Source organism: Pseudomonas libanensis, assembly GCF_001439685.1.
Taxonomy (GTDB): domain Bacteria; phylum Pseudomonadota; class Gammaproteobacteria; order Pseudomonadales; family Pseudomonadaceae; genus Aquipseudomonas; species Aquipseudomonas libanensis.
Genome location: NZ_JYLH01000004.1, coordinates 218,989 through 236,311, shown reverse-complemented (window position 1 = coordinate 236,311; position 17,323 = coordinate 218,989). Strand labels below are relative to the sequence as shown.

Genomic DNA, 17,323 nt, shown 5'->3' with positions numbered 1-17,323 from the left:
ACCGGGACTTTGTGCCGGTGTAAGCCCTTGAAATGCGAAGGGTGGCACGGGGCTACTAAAAAAAATCAAAAAAGTCCTCAAGCAACCGGCTACCACGACGATAACTATTACGTAGGTTCTCTAGGCCACACCCGGCGGTCGCCAGGGCCGGAAGCCGCAGTATCCAACCAACGAGGATTTCGTCATGGCATTATCAGTAAACACCAACATCACCTCCCTGGGTGTCCAGAAGAACCTGAACAAAGCTTCCGACGCTCTGAGCCAGTCGATGAACCGTCTGTCCTCCGGCCTGAAAATCAACAGCGCCAAAGACGACGCTGCCGGCATGCAGATCGCCAACCGTCTGAACAACCAGGTCAAAGGCCTGAACGTTGCCATCGCCAACGCCAACAACGGCGTGTCGATTGCCCAGACCGCTGAAGGCGCAATGCAAGAATCCACCAACACTCTGCAGCGTCTGCGTGAACTCGCCCTGCAAGCGGCCAACGGTGATAAAAGCGACGCTGACCGTGTTTCCCTGCAACAAGAATTCACCGCTAAAGTGGGCGAGCTGACTCGTATTGCTAACACGACCACCTTTGGCGGTCGTAACCTGCTGGACGGTTCGTTCAACAACGTAGCGTTCCAGATCGGCGCAAACGCCAACGAGACTATCTCGTTCGGTATGACCGATATTAGCTCCACCGCCCTTAAGGGCGAATACAGCGAAGCTAGCGTTAATGGTAAGGCTCTCGCAGGCGTTACTGCTACTGCAACTGGTTCGGTTCTGGGCGGCGCGAGTGGCACTGGTGCAGCGGTAGCTGCTCTGAAGACTGACGCAGCTAGCGCCCCGCCAGTTCCAGGTGCAGGCTTGGCCGCTGCGGCTTCGGTCACCGTAAATGGTACTAAGGTTGACTTCGCTGCCGGTGATTTAGGTGACGCTGTTGCCAAGAAAATTAATGATGCGAAGATATCTGGCGTTACCGCCACTTGGGACGACGCAGCTACTAAGCTGACTATCAATTCAACTTCTAGTTTGGAAGTTACTGGTGCAGCTGCTGATCTTACCGCTGTAGGTCTTACAGCAGTGGCCGCATCTGGCAAAGTCGCTTCAAGCATCAGCGACAAAAACACTGTTCTGGGTCAGGACGGCACCATCAACGTCAACGGCAAAGATGTGAAATGGTCTGCTGGCGCTAAAATTGATGACGTTTTGACCAGTCTCAAACTGGTTGATGGCGTAGGTGATGCAACCATTGGTAAAGATGGCCGAATCCAAGTCACTTCTAAAGACGGCAGCGATGTTGTTCTGAAGAACGTTACCAGCGGCGCACTCTCATCCCTGGGGCTTTCGTCTGGCACATCGCAAGCTAAGTTGGGTGCCGATACTTCGATTACCCTGAACGGTGTTGAGGTCAAATTCAAGAAAGGCGACACGACTGACGCTATCGTTTCTTCGATCAACAGTGCGAGCACTGGCGTTACCGCTAACAAAAACTCCGACGGTACTTTGGGGCTGTTCTCCAAAAAAGACATCGTTATCTCTGACGGCAGCGCGGGTACTGGTCTGACCGCTCTGGGCTTGACTGCTAACACTACCGCCTCGGTGACTTTGGAAACTACCGTTTCCAACCTCAGCATCCTTTCTGCTGCTGATTCCCAGCGGGCCATCCAAGCCCTGGACGGCGCAATGCAGCAGATCGACAGCCAGCGTTCGCAGCTGGGTGCCGTGCAAAACCGTTTCGCCAGCACCGTGGCCAACCTGCAGAGCATTTCGCAGAACTCCTCCGCTGCCAAAGGCCGTGTAGAAGACGCTGACTTCGCTTCTGAAGCCGCTGAGCTGACCAAACAACAAACCCTGCAACAGGCTTCCACTGCAATCCTGTCCCAGGCCAACCAACTGCCATCGTCTGTTCTGAAGCTGCTTCAGTAATAGCGCTAGCAGTTAATAACGGGAGGGTGCGTTTAACGACGTGCCCTTCCGTTTTTTCAGTTTGGAGGTGATGACATGGACATGAGCATCAAGCTGAACCCGTCTTACCCCGCAAGCACGGCACAGGCCAACCTTGGCGCAGTAATGGGCCAGGTAAAGCCGGCAGCCAGCAGTGAGCCGGCCAAGGTCGAAGAGCCGCAGCGCATGGCGCTGGAAAAGGCCGTTACCGATATACGTGAGTTTGTGCAGGCTTCCCAGCGCAATCTGGATTTTTCCATCGATGACTCCACCGGCAAAGTGGTGGTCAAGGTGATCGCCACCGACAGTGGTGAAGTAATTCGACAGATACCATCGGAGACCGCGCTGAAATTGGCGCAGAACCTGAGCGATGCCAGCAGCCTGCTGTTTGATAGCAAGGCTTGAGTTGGCACGAAACATGTGTCTGATTGCGGTCTAGGCGTTTAAGCGCCAAAAAAACGGCCGCCGCAGGACAAGGAGAATGACAAATGGCTAGTTCAACGATTTCCGGCCCTGGTTCGGGCTACGATACCCAAGCTATCGTCAAGGCGTTGGTCGGTGCCGAGCAGGCACCCAAGCAGGCTCAGATCACCAACGAGCAGAAGAAAACCACCGTGCAGTTGTCTGCCGTGGGCTCGGTCAAGACGGCGTTGGAAGCCTACCAGGCGGCGATCACTAAGTTGAACAATGCCTCGGCCTTCAACGGGCTGGCGGCGACTTCTTCGGAAGAGAAAAACGTCAAAGTCACCCTGGGTGACGGCGCCTCCAGTGGCAAATACCGATTGGAAATTGCCAACCTGGCCACGGCCTCGAAGGTCACTACGGCGGTGAACGTCGACGGCGCATCGGGCAAGGCCAACAGCACGGACGAAGACCAGACGCTGACCATCAACCAGTCGGGCAAAAGCTACGACGTGGTCATCCCCGGCGGTGCGACCCTGCAACAGGTGCGCGAGTCCATCAATACCCAGCTTTCGTCCCAGGGCATCAGCGCCAACGTGCTGAGCGACTCCAATGGCGCACGACTGGTATTGACCTCGACCACTATGGGCGAAGGCACCGATATCACCCTCAGTGGTGATTCACAGCTGGCTGTCGGCTACGACAAAGGCACGGCGCCAGCCAATGCCAAGTACTCCATCGATGGCATTCAAATGTCATCGAATAGCAACAAGATCACCTCGGCGATCAGTGGCGTGACTCTTGATCTGCTGGACACGGTTGATATCAACAAACCGACCACCATCACCGTGGCCAGCAACACCGATACCCTGAAAACCTCGGTACAGTCCTTCGTCAGCGCCTACAACACGCTGATGACGGCGATCAACACCCAGACCAAAGTCACCGCTACCGGCGATGCCTCCACCACCACCGCAGGTGCCCTGACGGGCGACGCGTCGATGCGTCAGTTGATCAACAGTTTGCGCTCCGAGTTGGTCAGCGGTTCCGGTGCGGGCACCATGACTAGCTTGGCACAGATGGGCATCACCACCGACCAGAAAACCGGCATGCTCAGCCTCGATGACAAGGCATGGGATAAAGCCGTGGTCAAGGGCGCTGGCGATATTGCCAAGTTGTTCACCGGCGACACTGGCTTGATAACGCGCATGAAAAAGGCTACCGACAGTTATGTGGGTAGCAGTGGCACACTGGCAAACCGGGCTACCGATCTCAACAACAAGTTGACCGACCTGACCAAAGAGACCGACGACCTGACGCGGCGCATGGACGCCTTGCAAAAATCCCTGACCGCCAAGTATACGGCCATGGACACCATGATTGCGCAGATCAACGCCAGCAGCTCTAGCATCCTGACCACCCTCAACTCGCTGAACAATCCGAAATCGAACTGATGGACGGCGCGCTTTCAGGCCCTGATTCAGGGCCTTGGCGTATGGTTGGGGATTAAAGTTTTTGTCGCCGCGGTCGAAAAACTGGTTAAGCAAACCGATTCGATTGTCGCCAGTTACGAGGTAGCAACATGAACCCAATGAGAGCCCTTCGTCAGTACCAGAAGGTCAACGCCCATGCGCAGGTCTCCGAAGCCAGCCCGCATCGCCTGGTGCAGATGTTGATGGAGGGTGGCCTTGATCGCATGGCGCAGGCCAAGGGTGCGTTGAGTCGCGGGGACATTGCGCAAAAAGGCCTGATGCTCGGCAAGGCGATCGAAATCATCTCTGGCTTGCGCGATGGCCTGGAGCCGGAGAAAGCCGAAGACCCGGAAGCGATCCAGCGTCTGGATGCCTTGTACAACTACATGGGCAACCGTTTGGTCGAGGCCAACCAAGTCAATGACGCCGAAATGATCGACGAAGTCGCGCGCCTGCTGATCACCGTCAAGACCGGCTGGGATGCCATCGCTCCACAATAAGGCCGATCGCCTTGAGGTACACATCATGAGCCATGCACTGCAACGCATCGACGAAACCCGCGAAGCCCTTCTCGGCGCGCTGGCTGAGCGTAATTGGGAAGCTGTCGGCGAGTTGGACCTGGGGTGCCGTGCGGTGATTGATGAGGTGCTCAGCGAAGTGCCGGTGGACGAGGGCGCATTGCGCGAAAAGCTGGAAAGTTTGTTGGTGGTGTACCAGCAGTTGCTGGAAGTTACGACCGGCGAGCGCCAGGCGATTTTCGAAGAGATGTCGCAGATCAACCAAGCGAAAAATGCGTCAAAGGTTTACCATCTGTTCGGTTGAACGGGCGCAGTTAATCGGCACGGCGCGTCATATATTTGACTGTGCCAGCATTTTTGACTTAACTAGTGCTGTTTTCAGATTTCAGACGTCTAGTAAGTAAGAAATCTTACAAGCGTCTTGATTGCCCTCATTCCGGGGCAGGAAGTTTTACTAGGGAAGTTGCTATTGCATGTGGCGTGAAACCAAAATTCTGCTGATCGATGACGATAGCGTCCGCCGCCGCGATTTAGCGGTGATTTTAAATTTTCTTGGTGAAGAAAATTTGCCCTGCGGCAGCCACGATTGGCAGCAGGCGGTCAGCTCGTTGGCGTCGAGCCGTGAAGTCATCTGTGTGTTGATCGGGACGGTAAACGCTCCTGGCGCAGTTCTGGGCTTGTTAAAGACACTGTCAACCTGGGATGAGTTCCTTCCGGTGTTGCTGATGGGCGATATTTCTTCCGTGGATCTGCCGGAAGACCAGCGCCGTCGTGTGCTTTCCAATCTGGAAATGCCGCCCAGCTACAGCAAACTGCTCGATTCCCTGCACCGCGCCCAGGTCTATCGCGAGATGTACGACCAGGCCCGCGAGCGCGGCCGTCACCGTGAACCCAACCTGTTCCGCAGCCTCGTCGGCACCAGCCGGGCGATCCAGCACGTGCGCCAGATGATGCAGCAAGTGGCCGATACCGACGCCAGTGTGCTGATCCTCGGCGAGTCGGGCACCGGCAAGGAAGTGGTCGCACGTAACCTGCACTATCACTCCAAGCGCCGCGACGGGCCTTTCGTGCCGGTCAACTGCGGGGCGATTCCGGCAGAGCTGCTCGAAAGCGAACTGTTCGGCCACGAGAAGGGCGCCTTTACCGGGGCGATCACCAGCCGTGCCGGGCGTTTCGAGCTGGCCAATGGCGGCACCCTGTTCCTCGACGAAATCGGCGATATGCCGCTGCCGATGCAGGTCAAGCTGCTGCGCGTGCTGCAGGAGCGTACCTTCGAGCGCGTGGGCAGCAACAAGACCCAGAGTGTCGACGTGCGCATCATTGCCGCCACCCACAAAAACCTCGAAAGCATGATCGAGGTCGGCAGCTTCCGCGAAGACCTGTACTACCGCCTCAACGTATTCCCTATCGAGATGGCCCCGCTGCGTGAGCGCGTGGAAGACATCCCGTTGCTGATGAACGAGCTGATCTCGCGCATGGAGCATGAGAAGCGCGGTTCGATTCGCTTCAACTCCGCCGCGATCATGTCCCTGTGCCGCCACGGTTGGCCGGGCAACGTCCGCGAGCTGGCCAACCTGGTGGAGCGCATGGCGATCATGCACCCCTATGGTGTGATCGGCGTGGTCGAGTTGCCGAAGAAATTCCGCTACGTCGACGATGAAGACGAGCAACTGGACAGCCTGCGCAGTGACATGGAAGAGCGCGTGGCGATCAACGGCCATACTCCGGACTTCGGTGCCACCGCGCTGTTGCCGCCCGAGGGCCTGGACCTGAAAGACTACCTCGGCAACCTGGAACAGGGGCTGATCCAACAGGCCCTGGACGACGCCCATGGCATCGTCGCCCGCGCCGCTGAGCGTTTGCGTATCCGTCGAACCACCCTGGTGGAGAAGATGCGCAAGTACGGTATGAGCCGCAAAGAAGGCGATGAACAGGCGGAGGATTGACGCCTGTTTTTCAACTCACTGATTTATAGGTAGATTTTTTTCGGCACGGGTATTGCTACAACCCTCGCAACGTTCCGTTTAACTGACGGTCAGCCAAGCGAGAGAGCATCATGCCCCACGCCGCCCAACTAGCTTCGGCCCCTGCCATCCAGGGGCTGGTTTCGCCTGTAGAACCGCCGGCCCGCCAGGGCCTGGAGCAAGCGTTCTCACAGTTCAGCCAGATGTCGAGCCAACTGACCGACTCCTACAGTCTGCTCGAAGCCCGGGTGTCCGAGCTTAAAGGCGAACTGGCGGTGGTCAGCGCCCAGCGCATGCAAGAGCTGGCCGAGAAGGAGCGCCTGGCCAACCGTCTGCAAAACCTGCTGGACCTGCTGCCCGGTGGCGTGATCGTCATTGACGACCAGGGCCGCGTGCGCGAAGCCAACCCGGCCGCCTGCGACCTGCTCGGCCTGCCGCTGGAAGGCGAGCTGTGGCGTGAAGTCATCACCCGCTGCTTTGCGCCGCGTGAAGACGACGGCCATGAAGTCTCCCTCAAGGACGGGCGTCGCCTCTCTATCGCCACCCGCTCCCTGGACGCCGAGCCCGGCCAATTGGTGCTGCTCAACGACCTGACAGAAACCCGTCACCTGCAAGACCAGTTGGCCCGCCATGAACGCTTGTCGTCGCTGGGGCGGATGGTCGCGTCCTTGGCCCATCAGATCCGCACGCCGTTGTCGGCGGCGTTGATCTACGCCAGTCATTTGACTGATGAGCAATTGCCGGCCGCCACCCACCAACGCTTTGCCGGGCGCCTCAAGGAGCGCCTGCATGAATTGGAGCACCAGGTGCGCGACATGCTGGTGTTTGCCCGCGGCGAATTGCCGCTGACCGACCGCGTCACGCCTGCCGGCCTGATGCAGTCCCTGCAAGCGGCGGCGGCCACCCATGTCCAGGACGCCAATCTGCGTTGGCAGTGTGACAGCCACCAGGGCGAGTTGCTGTGCAACCGCGACACCCTGGTCGGTGCGCTGCTCAACCTGATCGAAAATGCCACCCAGGCCAGCGGCCCGGGCGCACGCCTGAAAGTGCACCTCTATACCCGTGAACAAACCCTGCGCCTGTGTATCAGCGACAGCGGCAGCGGCATCGAGCCGCAGGTGTTGCAACGCCTGGGCGAACCGTTTTTTACCACCAAGACCAACGGTACTGGCCTGGGCCTGACCGTGGTCAAGGCGGTGGCCCGGGCCCATCAGGGACAATTGCAGCTGCATTCGCGCCTGGGGCGCGGCACCTGTGCATTGATGACCTTGCCGCTGTTTTCCAGCGCGGCAAGCGCGGAGTAAAAGAATTATGGCTATCAAGGTTTTATTGGTGGAAGACGATCGCGCCCTGCGTGAAGCATTGGCTGACACGCTGCTGTTGGCGGGCCATGACTACCGTGCGGTCGGCTCTGCCGAGGAAGCCTTGGAGGCAGTCGAGCAGGAAACCTTCAGCCTGGTGGTCAGCGACGTCAACATGCCCGGCATGGACGGTCACCAGTTGCTCGGCCTGCTGCGCGCACGCCAGCCGCAGCTGCCGGTGCTGCTGATGACCGCCCACGGTGCCGTCGAGCGGGCGGTGGACGCCATGCGCCAGGGCGCGGCGGATTACCTGGTCAAGCCGTTCGAACCCAAGGCGTTGATCGAGCTGGTGGCCAGACATGCCCTGGGCGTGATTTCGGCGGGCGAGGGCGATGGGCCGATTGCCTTTGAACCGGCCAGCGCGCAATTGCTGGAATTGGCGGCGCGGGTAGCGCGCAGTGATTCCACCGTGCTGATTTCCGGCGAGTCCGGCACCGGTAAAGAAGTGCTGGCGCGTTACATTCACCAGCAATCCAGCCGTGCCAAGCAACCCTTCATTGCGATCAACTGCGCGGCGATCCCTGACAACATGCTTGAGGCCACCTTGTTCGGCCATGAAAAGGGCTCGTTCACCGGCGCCATCGCGGCCCAGGCCGGCAAATTCGAACAGGCCGACGGCGGCACCATCCTGCTCGACGAAATCTCGGAAATGCCTCTGGGCCTGCAGGCCAAGTTACTGCGCGTGTTGCAGGAGCGCGAAGTGGAGCGCGTGGGCGCACGCAAGCCGATCCAGCTGGATATCCGCGTGGTCGCCACCACTAACCGCGACCTGGCCGGCGAGGTAGCGGCGGGGCGCTTCCGTGAAGACTTGTTCTATCGGCTTTCGGTGTTTCCTCTGGCCTGGCGCCCATTGCGCGAGCGCCCGGCGGACATTCTTCCGCTGGCCGAGCGCCTGCTGAACAACCACGTCAAAAAAATGAAGCACGCCCAGGCGCGGCTGTCGGCGGAGGCCCAGGCCTGCCTGGTCAGCTACCCGTGGCCGGGTAACGTGCGCGAACTGGACAACGCGATCCAGCGCGCGCTGATTTTGCAACAGGGCGGCCTGATCCAGCCCCAGGACTTCTGCCTGGCCATGGGTAATGGCGCGGCGCCGTTGCCGAGCCTGGCGCCGACGCCGGTGGTTGCCGAGGCGGAATCAGCCGGTGCCCTGGGCGATGACCTGCGCCGTCGCGAATTCCAGATGATCATCGACACCCTGCGCGCCGAGCGTGGCCGCCGCAAAGAAGCGGCCGAGCGCCTGGGCATCAGCCCGCGCACCCTGCGCTACAAGCTGGCGCAGATGCGCGACGCCGGAATGGACGTGGAAGCCTACCTTTTCGCCACCTGAAAAATGCTTCGGCTGACATGGTTTGTCGCCTTTTCTTACGAGCCGCCACGGACCTGGCACCCTTGTTGCTACCTCCCCTGTAAGAGCGGCGTAGCGTCAAAAAAATGCGGGTTGTCGGAGAGAGAAGTTCATGAGCCAGGGTATTGAGTTCAATCGGTTGATGTTGGATATGCGCGCCATGCAAATGGACGCCATGGCTCAGCCGAAATCCGTCGCGCCAGCACCGGAATTGGGCCAAAGCAGTTTTGCCGACATGCTCGGCCAGGCAATCAATAAAGTCAGTGATACCCAGCAGGCGTCCAGCCAGCTGGCCACTGCGTTCGAGATCGGTAAAAGCGGCGTGGACCTCACCGATGTGATGGTCGCCTCGCAGAAGGCCAGTGTGTCTTTCCAGGCCCTGACTCAAGTGCGTAACAAGCTGGTTCAGGCTTACCAAGACATCATGCAGATGCCGGTTTAAGGACGAGATTTAAGTCATGGCAGAAGCAGTCTCCGACAACCTCCCCGCCAAGACAGACGGCAAACCGCCGCTGTTTGGCCTGTCGTTCCTGGAAAACCTCTCGGAAATGACCATGCTGCGTCAGGTGGGCCTGATGGTCGGCCTGGCAGCCAGCGTGGCGATTGGTTTTGCCGTGGTGCTGTGGTCGCAGCAACCCGATTACCGCCCGTTGTACGGCAGCCTGGCGGGCATGGATTCCAAGCAGATCATGGAAACCCTCGCCGCCGCCGACATCGCCTACACCGTGGAGCCCAACTCCGGTGCCTTGCTGGTCAAGGCCGATGACGTAGCCCGCGCACGGATGAAACTGGCCGCCGCTGGGGTGACGCCGTCCGACAGCAATATCGGTTTTGAAATCCTCGACAAGGACCAGGGCCTGGGGACCAGCCAGTTCATGGAAGCCACCCGCTACCGTCGTGGCCTGGAAGGCGAACTGGCGCGCACCATCTCCAGCCTGAATAACGTCAAGGGTGCCCGTGTGCACCTGGCGATTCCGAAAAGCTCGGTGTTCGTGCGTGACGAACGCAAGCCCAGCGCCTCGGTACTGGTCGAACTGTTCTCCGGCCGCTCCCTGGAGCCTGGCCAGGTGCTGGCGATCGTCAACCTGGTGGCCACCAGCGTCCCCGAATTGAGCAAGTCGCAAATCACCGTGGTCGACCAGAAGGGCAACCTGCTCTCCGACATGGCGGAAAACTCCGCGCTGACCCAGGCCGGCAAGCAATTCGATTACAGCCGCCGCATGGAAAGCATGCTCACCCAGCGCGTGCACAACATCCTGCAACCGGTGCTGGGCAACGACCGCTACAAGGCGGAAGTGTCTGCCGACGTGGACTTCAGCGCCGTTGAGTCCACCTCCGAGCAGTTCAACCCTGACCAGCCGGCGCTGCGCAGCGAGCAGTCCACCAGCGAGCAGCGTACCGCCGCCAATGGCCCGCAAGGTGTGCCGGGGGCCTTGAGCAATCAGCCACCGTCGGCCGCCTCGGCACCGCAGACCACCGGTGGCGCCGCTGCCACTGCTGGCGCGATCCAGCCCGGCCAGCCGCTGCTGGATGCCAACGGCCAGCAGATCATGGACCCGGCTACCGGCCAGCCGATGCTTGCGCCATACCCGGCGGACAAGCGTAACCAGTCCACCAAGAACTTCGAGCTCGACCGTTCCATCAGCCACACCAAGCAGCAACAGGGCAAGATCAATCGCCTGTCGGTGTCGGTAGTGGTCGATGACCAGGTCAAGGTCAACGCCGCTGACGGTGCCGTCACCCGTGCACCCTGGACCGCCGACGAATTGGCGCGCTTCACGCGCCTGGTGCAGGACGCCGTCGGTTTCGACGCCAGCCGTGGTGACAGCGTCAGCGTGATCAACATGCCGTTCTCCGCCGAACGCAGTGAAGTGATCGCCGACCCTGCGTTCTACACCCAGCCGTGGTTCTGGGACATCGTCAAGCAAGTGCTGGGGGTGTTGTTCATCCTGGTGCTGGTATTCGGCGTGCTGCGCCCGGTGCTCAACAACATCACCGGCGGGGGCAAGAAACAACTCGCGCCTTTTGCTGGTGGCGACGTCGAGTTGGGTGGCATGGGCGGCCTGGACGGCGAACTGGGCAACGACCGCGTCAGCCTCGGCGGCCCGCAAAGCATCCTGTTGCCAAGCCCGAGCGAAGGCTATGACGCTCAGTTGAACGCAATCAAGAGTCTGGTGGCAGAAGACCCGGGCCGTGTGGCCCAGGTCGTGAAAGAGTGGATTAACGCAGATGAATGATCGAGCCGCTGTGGCCAAGCTCTCCCGGGTCGACAAAGCCGCAGTCCTGCTGCTGTCCCTGGGTGAAACCGATGCTGCCCAAGTGCTGCGCCACATGGGCCCTAAAGAGGTCCAGCGTGTCGGCGTGGCCATGGCGCAGATGCGCAATGTGCACCGCGAGCAAGTCGAGCAGGTGATGAGTGAGTTCGTCGAGATCGTCGGCGACCAGACCAGCCTGGGCGTCGGCTCCGACAGCTACATTCGCAAGATGCTTACCTCGGCCCTGGGCGAAGACAAGGCCAACGGCCTGATCGACCGCATCCTGCTGGGTGGCAACACCAGTGGCCTGGACAGCCTCAAATGGATGGAGCCGCGTGCGGTGGCTGACGTGATCCGCTACGAGCACCCGCAGATCCAGGCGATTGTGGTGGCCTACCTGGACCCGGACCAGGCCGGTGAGGTGCTCGGCCACTTCGACCATAAAGTGCGCCTGGACATCATCCTGCGCGTGTCGTCGCTGAACACCGTGCAGCCGGCGGCGCTGAAAGAACTCAACACGATTCTCGAGAAGCAATTCTCGGGTAACTCGAATGCCTCGCGCACCACCCTGGGTGGCATCAAGCGCGCGGCCGACATCATGAACTTCCTCGACAGCTCGGTCGAAGGCCAGTTGATGGACTCGATCCGCGAGATCGACGACACCCTGTCCGGCCAGATCGAAGACCTGATGTTCGTGTTCAACAACCTTGCCGATGTCGACGACCGTGGCATCCAGGCGCTGCTGCGCGAAGTGTCCTCCGATGTGCTGGTGCTGGCCCTCAAGGGTTCGGACGAAAACGTCAAGGAGAAGATTTTCAAAAACATGTCCAAGCGGGCCTCGGAACTGTTGCGCGACGACCTGGAAGCCAAAGGCCCGGTGCGCGTCAGCGACGTGGAAACCGCCCAGAAGGAAATCCTCACCATTGCCCGCCGTATGGCCGAAGCCGGAGAAATCGTTCTCGGCGGGAAGGGCGGCGAAGAAATGATCTAAGGCGCCTCCCATGTCGAACAAAAATGAGACGCCCAGCGATCTGATTCGCGCGCGGGATGTCGGTGGGTTCGACATCTGGTCGCTGCCCAGCTTCGATCCCCATGTGCCGCAGCCTGAGCCTGAACCGGTTGAGCAAGCGCCGGCGGAAATGGAAGAAGTGCCGCTGGATGAAGTCCAGCCACTGACCCTCGACGAGTTGGAGGCTATCCGCCAGGAGGCCTACAACGAAGGCTTTGCCGCGGGTGAAAAAGACGGTTTTCGCAGCACCACCCTCAAGGTCCGCCAGGAAGCCGAGGCGGCGCTGGCTACCCAAGTGGCCAGCCTGGAACGCCTGATGGCCAACCTGTTCGACCCGATTGCCGAACAGGACACGCAACTGGAAAAATCCATGGTCGGCCTGGTGCAGCACATCACCCGCCAGGTGATCCAGCGCGAGCTGGTGCTGGATTCCAGCCAGATCGAAAGCGTGATGCGCGAAGCCCTCAAGCTGCTGCCCCTGGGTGTCGGCAATGTGCGGTTGTACATCAATCCGCAGGATTTCGAGCAGGTCAAAGCCCTGCGCGAGCGCCATGAAGAAACCTGGCGCATCGTCGAGGATGCCGCGTTGCTGCCCGGTGGTTGCCGCGTCGAGACCGAACACAGCCGTATCGATGCCACGGTGGAAACCCGCATCAGCCAGATCATGGCCAAATTGCTGGACCAACTGCATGAGCAAGCCCTGCACCCGGCAGAGCCGGACTTGAGCGTTGACCTGGACGCCTCCGATGCGCCTTGATCGCACCAGTTTCGCCAAGCGCCTGGGCAGCTACGCCGAGGCGACCGAGTTGCCCGGTCAGCCGATTCTCGAAGGGCGCCTGTTGCGCATGGTCGGCCTGACCCTCGAAGCCGAAGGGCTGCGCGCCGCCATGGGCAGTCGTTGCATGGTGATCAACGACGACAGTTACCACCCGGTGCAGGTCGAAGCCGAAGTAATGGGCTTTTCCGGCAGCAAGATTTTCCTCATGCCGGTGGGCAGCCTCGCCGGCATCGCCCCCGGCGCCCGCGTGGTGCCGCTGGCCGATACCGGCCGCCTGCCTATGGGCATGGGCATGCTCGGCCGCGTGCTCGACGGCGCCGGGCGCGCGCTGGATGGCAAGGGCGGCATGAAAGCCGAAGACTGGGTGCCCATGGACGGGCCCACCATCAACCCGCTCAAGCGCAACCCCATCAGCGTGCCGCTCGACGTGGGCATTCGCAGCATCAACGGTTTATTGACGGTCGGTCGCGGCCAGCGCCTGGGCCTGTTCGCCGGTACCGGCGTGGGTAAGTCGGTGTTGCTGGGCATGATGACGCGCTTTACCGAGGCCGACATCATTGTGGTGGGCTTGATCGGTGAGCGCGGGCGTGAGGTCAAGGAGTTCATCGAGCACAGCCTCGGTGAAGAGGGGCTCAAGCGTTCGGTGGTAGTGGCCTCGCCTGCGGACGATGCGCCGCTGATGCGCCTGCGCGCCGCCATGTACTGCACCCGCATCGCTGAATATTTTCGCGACAAGGGCAAAAATGTCCTGTTGCTGATGGACTCGCTGACGCGTTTCGCCCAGGCCCAGCGGGAAATCGCCCTGGCCATCGGCGAACCGCCGGCCACCAAGGGTTACCCACCGTCGGTATTCGCCAAGTTGCCCAAACTGGTGGAACGCGCCGGTAATGCCGAGGCCGGCGGTGGCTCGATCACGGCGTTCTATACGGTATTGTCCGAAGGCGACGACCAGCAGGACCCGATTGCTGACTCCGCCCGGGGCGTGCTCGACGGGCATATCGTGCTGTCGCGGCGGTTGGCGGAAGAGGGGCACTACCCGGCCATCGACATCGAAGCGTCCATCAGCCGGGTCATGCCGTCGGTGGTCACGCCCGAGCATATGGCCCGTGCCCAGCAGTTCAAGCAGCTGTGGTCGCGCTACCAGCAGAGCCGCGACCTGATCAGCGTCGGTGCCTATGTGGCCGGTGGCGACCGCGACACCGACCTGGCCATCGCCTTGCAACCGCAATTGGTGACCTACCTGCGCCAGGGCCTCAACGACAAGATCAGCATGGCCGAAAGCCAGGCGCATCTGCAGTCCATCTTCGCCCCCGCGCCGGGCGGCTAAGCCATGGCCAACAGCCGCGCCGCCCGCCTGGCCCCGGTGGTGGACATGGCCGAGAAGGCCGAAAAAGCCGCCGTGCAGCGCCTGGGTTATTTCCAGGGTCAGGTGCGCCTGGCGGAGAGCAAGCTGGGCGACCTGGAGCGCTTTCGCGTCGAATACCAGCAACAGTGGATCGAACGCGGCAGCAAGGGCGTGTCGGGCCAGTGGCTGATGGGTTACCAGGGCTTTCTCAACCAGCTTGAGACGGCTGTCGGCCAACAGCGCCAGAGCCTGGCCTGGCACCAGAACAACCTCGACAAGGCCCGCGAGGCCTGGCAAGCGGCGTTCGCCCGTGTGGAAGGATTGCGCAAGCTGGTGCAGCGCTATATCGACGAGGCCCGGGCCATCGAAGACAAACGCGAGCAAAAGCTGCTCGATGAATTGTCCCAGCGCCTGCCCCGCCACGAACAGTTCTAAGTGTGGGAGCAGGCAAGCCAGCTCCACAGTTGATCCACCGTGTTGCTCAGATGCCCTTCAGCTGCTACACCTTGTGTCTAGTGCCAACGACAAGGAAGCAGTCACATGTCAATCGAGTCAGAAGTGTCCCTGGATGGGAAGAAGTTGACGATCGCAATCAAGGGCCGATTCGATTTCGGCAGCCACCAGCAGTTTCGTGAGTCCTACGAACGTTTCTATAAGGTGCCCGAGATCTATATTGTCGATCTCAAGGAGACCACCTATATGGACAGCTCTGCCTTGGGCATGCTCCTGCTGCTACGCGATCACGCCGGCGGAGATGAGGCCGAGGTCCAGGTGCTCAACAGCAACTCCGATGTGCGCAAGATCCTCGCCATCTCCAACTTCGACAAGCTGTTCGACATCAGTTGAGCGCCCTGGCCCCGGTCCTTGAGGCGCTGACCATCCTGATCGCCGAAGACAGCGCCGCCGACCGTCTGTTGCTGTCGACCATCATTCGTCGCCAGGGCCACCAGGTGTTGACTGCCAGTAATGGTGTCGAGGCGGTCGAGATCTTTGCCCACGAGCGCCCGCAGCTGGTGTTGATGGACGCGCTGATGCCGGTGATGGATGGCTTCGAAGCCGCCCGGCAGATCAAGCAACTGGCGGGGGAGGCGCTGGTGCCGGTCATCTTCCTCACCTCATTGCGTGAAAGCGAAGCCCTGGCCCAATGCCTGGATGCCGGTGGCGACGACTTCCTGCCCAAACCCTACAACCCACTGATCCTGGCGGCGAAGATCAACGCCATGGACCGCCTGCGGCGCCTGCAGGCCACGGTCCTGCAACAGCGTGACCTGATCGCCAGGCACCACGAACACCTGCTGCATGAGCAGCGGGCGGCCAAGGCGGTGTTCGACAAGGTTGCCCATTCCGGTTGTATCAACGCCGCACCGAATATCCGCTACCTGCAATCGCCCTATGCGCTGTTCAACGGTGACTTGCTGCTGGCGGCCTACACACCGTCCGGTGACATGCATGTGTTGCTCGGCGACTTCACCGGCCATGGGCTGCCGGCTGCCATCGGCGCCATGCCCCTGGCCGAGGTGTTCTATGGCATGACCGCCAAGGGTTATGGCCTGACCCAGACGTTGCGAGAGATGAACGCCAAGCTCAAGCGTATCCTGCCGGTGGACATGTTCTGCTGTGCCACCTTGCTGTGCCTGAGCGCCCAGCGGCGTGCGGTGGAGGTGTGGAACGGCGGCATGCCCGAAGGCTATGTGCATGAAGTCGCCACGGGCCGGCGCACGCCGTTGATATCGCGACATCTGCCCTTGGGGGTGTTGTCGGCGGAAGCGTTCGATGACAGCACCGAGGTCTGGCCCATGGCCTTGGGCGACCGGGTGTTCCTGCTCTCCGATGGCGTGCTGGATACCGCTGACGCCAACGACCAGCTGTTTGGTGCCGCCCGCTTGCAACAGGTGTTCGCCGCCAACCGCGAGCCCGACCGCCTGTTCGAGGATATCGAACAGGCCCTGGCAGCATTTCGCGGCCAGGCGCGGGACGATGTGAGCATGGTCGAGATCACCTTGCTGTCCGCTCCGCCGCTGCGTGTGGCGGAGCCGATGTATGCCGACAGCGGCCAGTCGAGCCCGCTGGACTGGTCAGTGAGTTTCGAGTTTCGCGCCCAGACTCTCAAAAACTACAACCCGCTGCCGTACTTGCTGCAACTGCTGCTGGAGGTCCACGGCCTGCGCGAGCAGGGCGGGGCGCTCTACAGCGTGATGGCCGAGTTGTATTCCAATGCCCTGGAGCATGGCGTGCTGGGCCTGGATTCAGCGCTCAAGCGCGATGCGCAGGGTTTTGCGCAGTATTATCGCCAGCGCAATGAGCGGCTGGCGCATTTGAATAGTGGCTATGTGCGCGTGCATGTACAGGTGTCGCCGACCGACCAGGGCGGCACTATGACCTTGCGGGTTGAAGACAGCGGGTCGGGTTTTGACATAGAGAAGGAATTGGCGCGGCCGGTGGACGCCGACCGTCTGTCTGGCCGGGGCTTGAGTCTGGTGCGTCAATTGAGCAGCGCCGTAGGCTGGTCTGATGGCGGGCGCAGTGTCTGCGTGGAATTTTGTTGGGAGGCTCTGGCATAATCCGCCGATTCTTGATCAAGGAGCGAGCAAGTGGCTGATATTCATTTGGACCCGGACGTGTTGTCGGGTTTGCAGGACGTCATGGAGGGTGAGTATCCCAAACTGCTCGACACCTTCCTCGACGACTCGCAAAAGCGCATCGAAGCGCTGCGCAAGGCGCGCGACGATGCCAAGGCATTGGGGCGGATTGCGCACAGTTTCAAGGGCAGCAGTGGCAATCTTGGGGCGGTGCGGCTGGCGCAGTTGTGTCAGCGGCTGGAGACTGAGTCCGTCAAGCCATCATCGGATCTGGGCGAATTGGTTGACCAGATCGATCATGAGTTCGCGTTGGTCCGGCCGCTGTATGAGTCGGAGCGCCAACGCTTCAGTTTCTGAATCGTCGC

At 60.7% G+C, this 17,323-nt stretch carries 17 protein-coding genes; all 17 read left to right on the top strand.

What is annotated here, in order from left to right; all coding sequences use genetic code 11:
• Positions 1–184 precede the first annotated feature (184 nt).
• The 17 genes from TU73_RS08350 (at position 185) to TU73_RS08270 (ending at position 17,315) form a co-directional block, all read left to right on the top strand.
• Entirely contained in the window at positions 185–1,912 is a 1,728-nt protein-coding gene (locus TU73_RS08350; protein ID WP_057011795.1) for a flagellin N-terminal helical domain-containing protein, read from the top strand.
• A 75-nt stretch (positions 1,913–1,987) separates the two neighbouring features.
• Positions 1,988–2,335, top strand: coding sequence for a flagellar protein FlaG (locus TU73_RS08345; protein ID WP_057011794.1), 348 nt, complete (start codon positions 1,988–1,990; stop codon positions 2,333–2,335).
• An 83-nt stretch (positions 2,336–2,418) separates the two neighbouring features.
• Positions 2,419–3,786 carry a flagellar filament capping protein FliD gene (gene fliD / locus TU73_RS08340; protein ID WP_057011793.1) on the top strand — a complete coding sequence of 456 codons (1,368 nt, stop codon included), beginning with the start codon at positions 2,419–2,421 and terminating at the stop codon, positions 3,784–3,786.
• Between the two features lie 128 nt (positions 3,787–3,914).
• Positions 3,915–4,304, top strand: a complete 390-nt coding sequence (fliS, locus tag TU73_RS08335; protein ID WP_057011792.1) for a flagellar export chaperone FliS — start codon at positions 3,915–3,917, stop codon at positions 4,302–4,304.
• A gap of 25 nt (positions 4,305–4,329) precedes the next feature.
• Entirely contained in the window at positions 4,330–4,626 is a 297-nt protein-coding gene (gene fliT / locus TU73_RS08330) for a flagellar protein FliT (protein WP_005790088.1), read from the top strand.
• Between the two features lie 169 nt (positions 4,627–4,795).
• Positions 4,796–6,268, top strand: a complete 1,473-nt coding sequence (locus TU73_RS08325; protein ID WP_057011791.1) for a sigma-54 dependent transcriptional regulator — start codon at positions 4,796–4,798, stop codon at positions 6,266–6,268.
• Positions 6,269–6,378: 110 nt separating this feature from the next.
• Positions 6,379–7,590 carry a sensor histidine kinase gene (locus TU73_RS08320; protein WP_057011790.1) on the top strand — a complete coding sequence of 404 codons (1,212 nt, stop codon included), beginning with the start codon at positions 6,379–6,381 and terminating at the stop codon, positions 7,588–7,590.
• Between the two features lie 7 nt (positions 7,591–7,597).
• A complete protein-coding gene (locus TU73_RS08315; protein ID WP_057011789.1) occupies positions 7,598–8,974 on the top strand; it encodes a sigma-54-dependent transcriptional regulator in 1,377 nt (458 codons plus the stop codon).
• A gap of 130 nt (positions 8,975–9,104) precedes the next feature.
• Positions 9,105–9,434: a flagellar hook-basal body complex protein FliE gene (gene fliE, locus TU73_RS08310; RefSeq protein ID WP_005790083.1), complete on the top strand. Its 330-nt coding sequence runs from the start codon at positions 9,105–9,107 to the stop codon at positions 9,432–9,434.
• A 16-nt stretch (positions 9,435–9,450) separates the two neighbouring features.
• Positions 9,451–11,229 (top strand): flagellar basal-body MS-ring/collar protein FliF, encoded by a 1,779-nt coding sequence (gene fliF / locus TU73_RS08305; protein ID WP_057011788.1) that lies wholly within the window; start codon positions 9,451–9,453, stop codon positions 11,227–11,229.
• Positions 11,222–12,238, top strand: coding sequence for a flagellar motor switch protein FliG (fliG, locus tag TU73_RS08300; protein WP_003192957.1), 1,017 nt, complete (start codon positions 11,222–11,224; stop codon positions 12,236–12,238). The genes fliF and fliG overlap by 8 nt, the downstream gene beginning before the upstream one ends.
• A 10-nt stretch (positions 12,239–12,248) precedes the next feature.
• Positions 12,249–13,013 (top strand): flagellar assembly protein FliH, encoded by a 765-nt coding sequence (gene fliH, locus TU73_RS08295; protein ID WP_057011787.1) that lies wholly within the window; start codon positions 12,249–12,251, stop codon positions 13,011–13,013.
• A complete protein-coding gene (fliI, locus tag TU73_RS08290; protein WP_043049683.1) occupies positions 13,003–14,361 on the top strand; it encodes a flagellar protein export ATPase FliI in 1,359 nt (452 codons plus the stop codon). Before fliH ends, fliI begins: the two co-directional genes overlap by 11 nt.
• Before the next feature lie 3 nt (positions 14,362–14,364).
• Complete coding sequence (fliJ, locus tag TU73_RS08285) at positions 14,365–14,814, top strand: flagellar export protein FliJ (RefSeq protein WP_043049684.1); 450 nt, start codon at positions 14,365–14,367, stop codon at positions 14,812–14,814.
• Between the two features lie 105 nt (positions 14,815–14,919).
• Positions 14,920–15,225 carry an STAS domain-containing protein gene (locus TU73_RS08280; RefSeq protein ID WP_057011786.1) on the top strand — a complete coding sequence of 102 codons (306 nt, stop codon included), beginning with the start codon at positions 14,920–14,922 and terminating at the stop codon, positions 15,223–15,225.
• The gene (locus tag TU73_RS08275) at positions 15,222–16,940 is read left to right on the top strand and encodes a fused response regulator/phosphatase (protein WP_057011785.1); all 1,719 of its coding nucleotides are present in this window, start codon (positions 15,222–15,224) and stop codon (positions 16,938–16,940) included. Before TU73_RS08280 ends, TU73_RS08275 begins: the two co-directional genes overlap by 4 nt.
• 30 nt (positions 16,941–16,970) lie before the next feature.
• Positions 16,971–17,315, top strand: coding sequence for an Hpt domain-containing protein (locus TU73_RS08270; RefSeq protein WP_057011784.1), 345 nt, complete (start codon positions 16,971–16,973; stop codon positions 17,313–17,315).
• Positions 17,316–17,323: the final 8 nt, after the last annotated feature.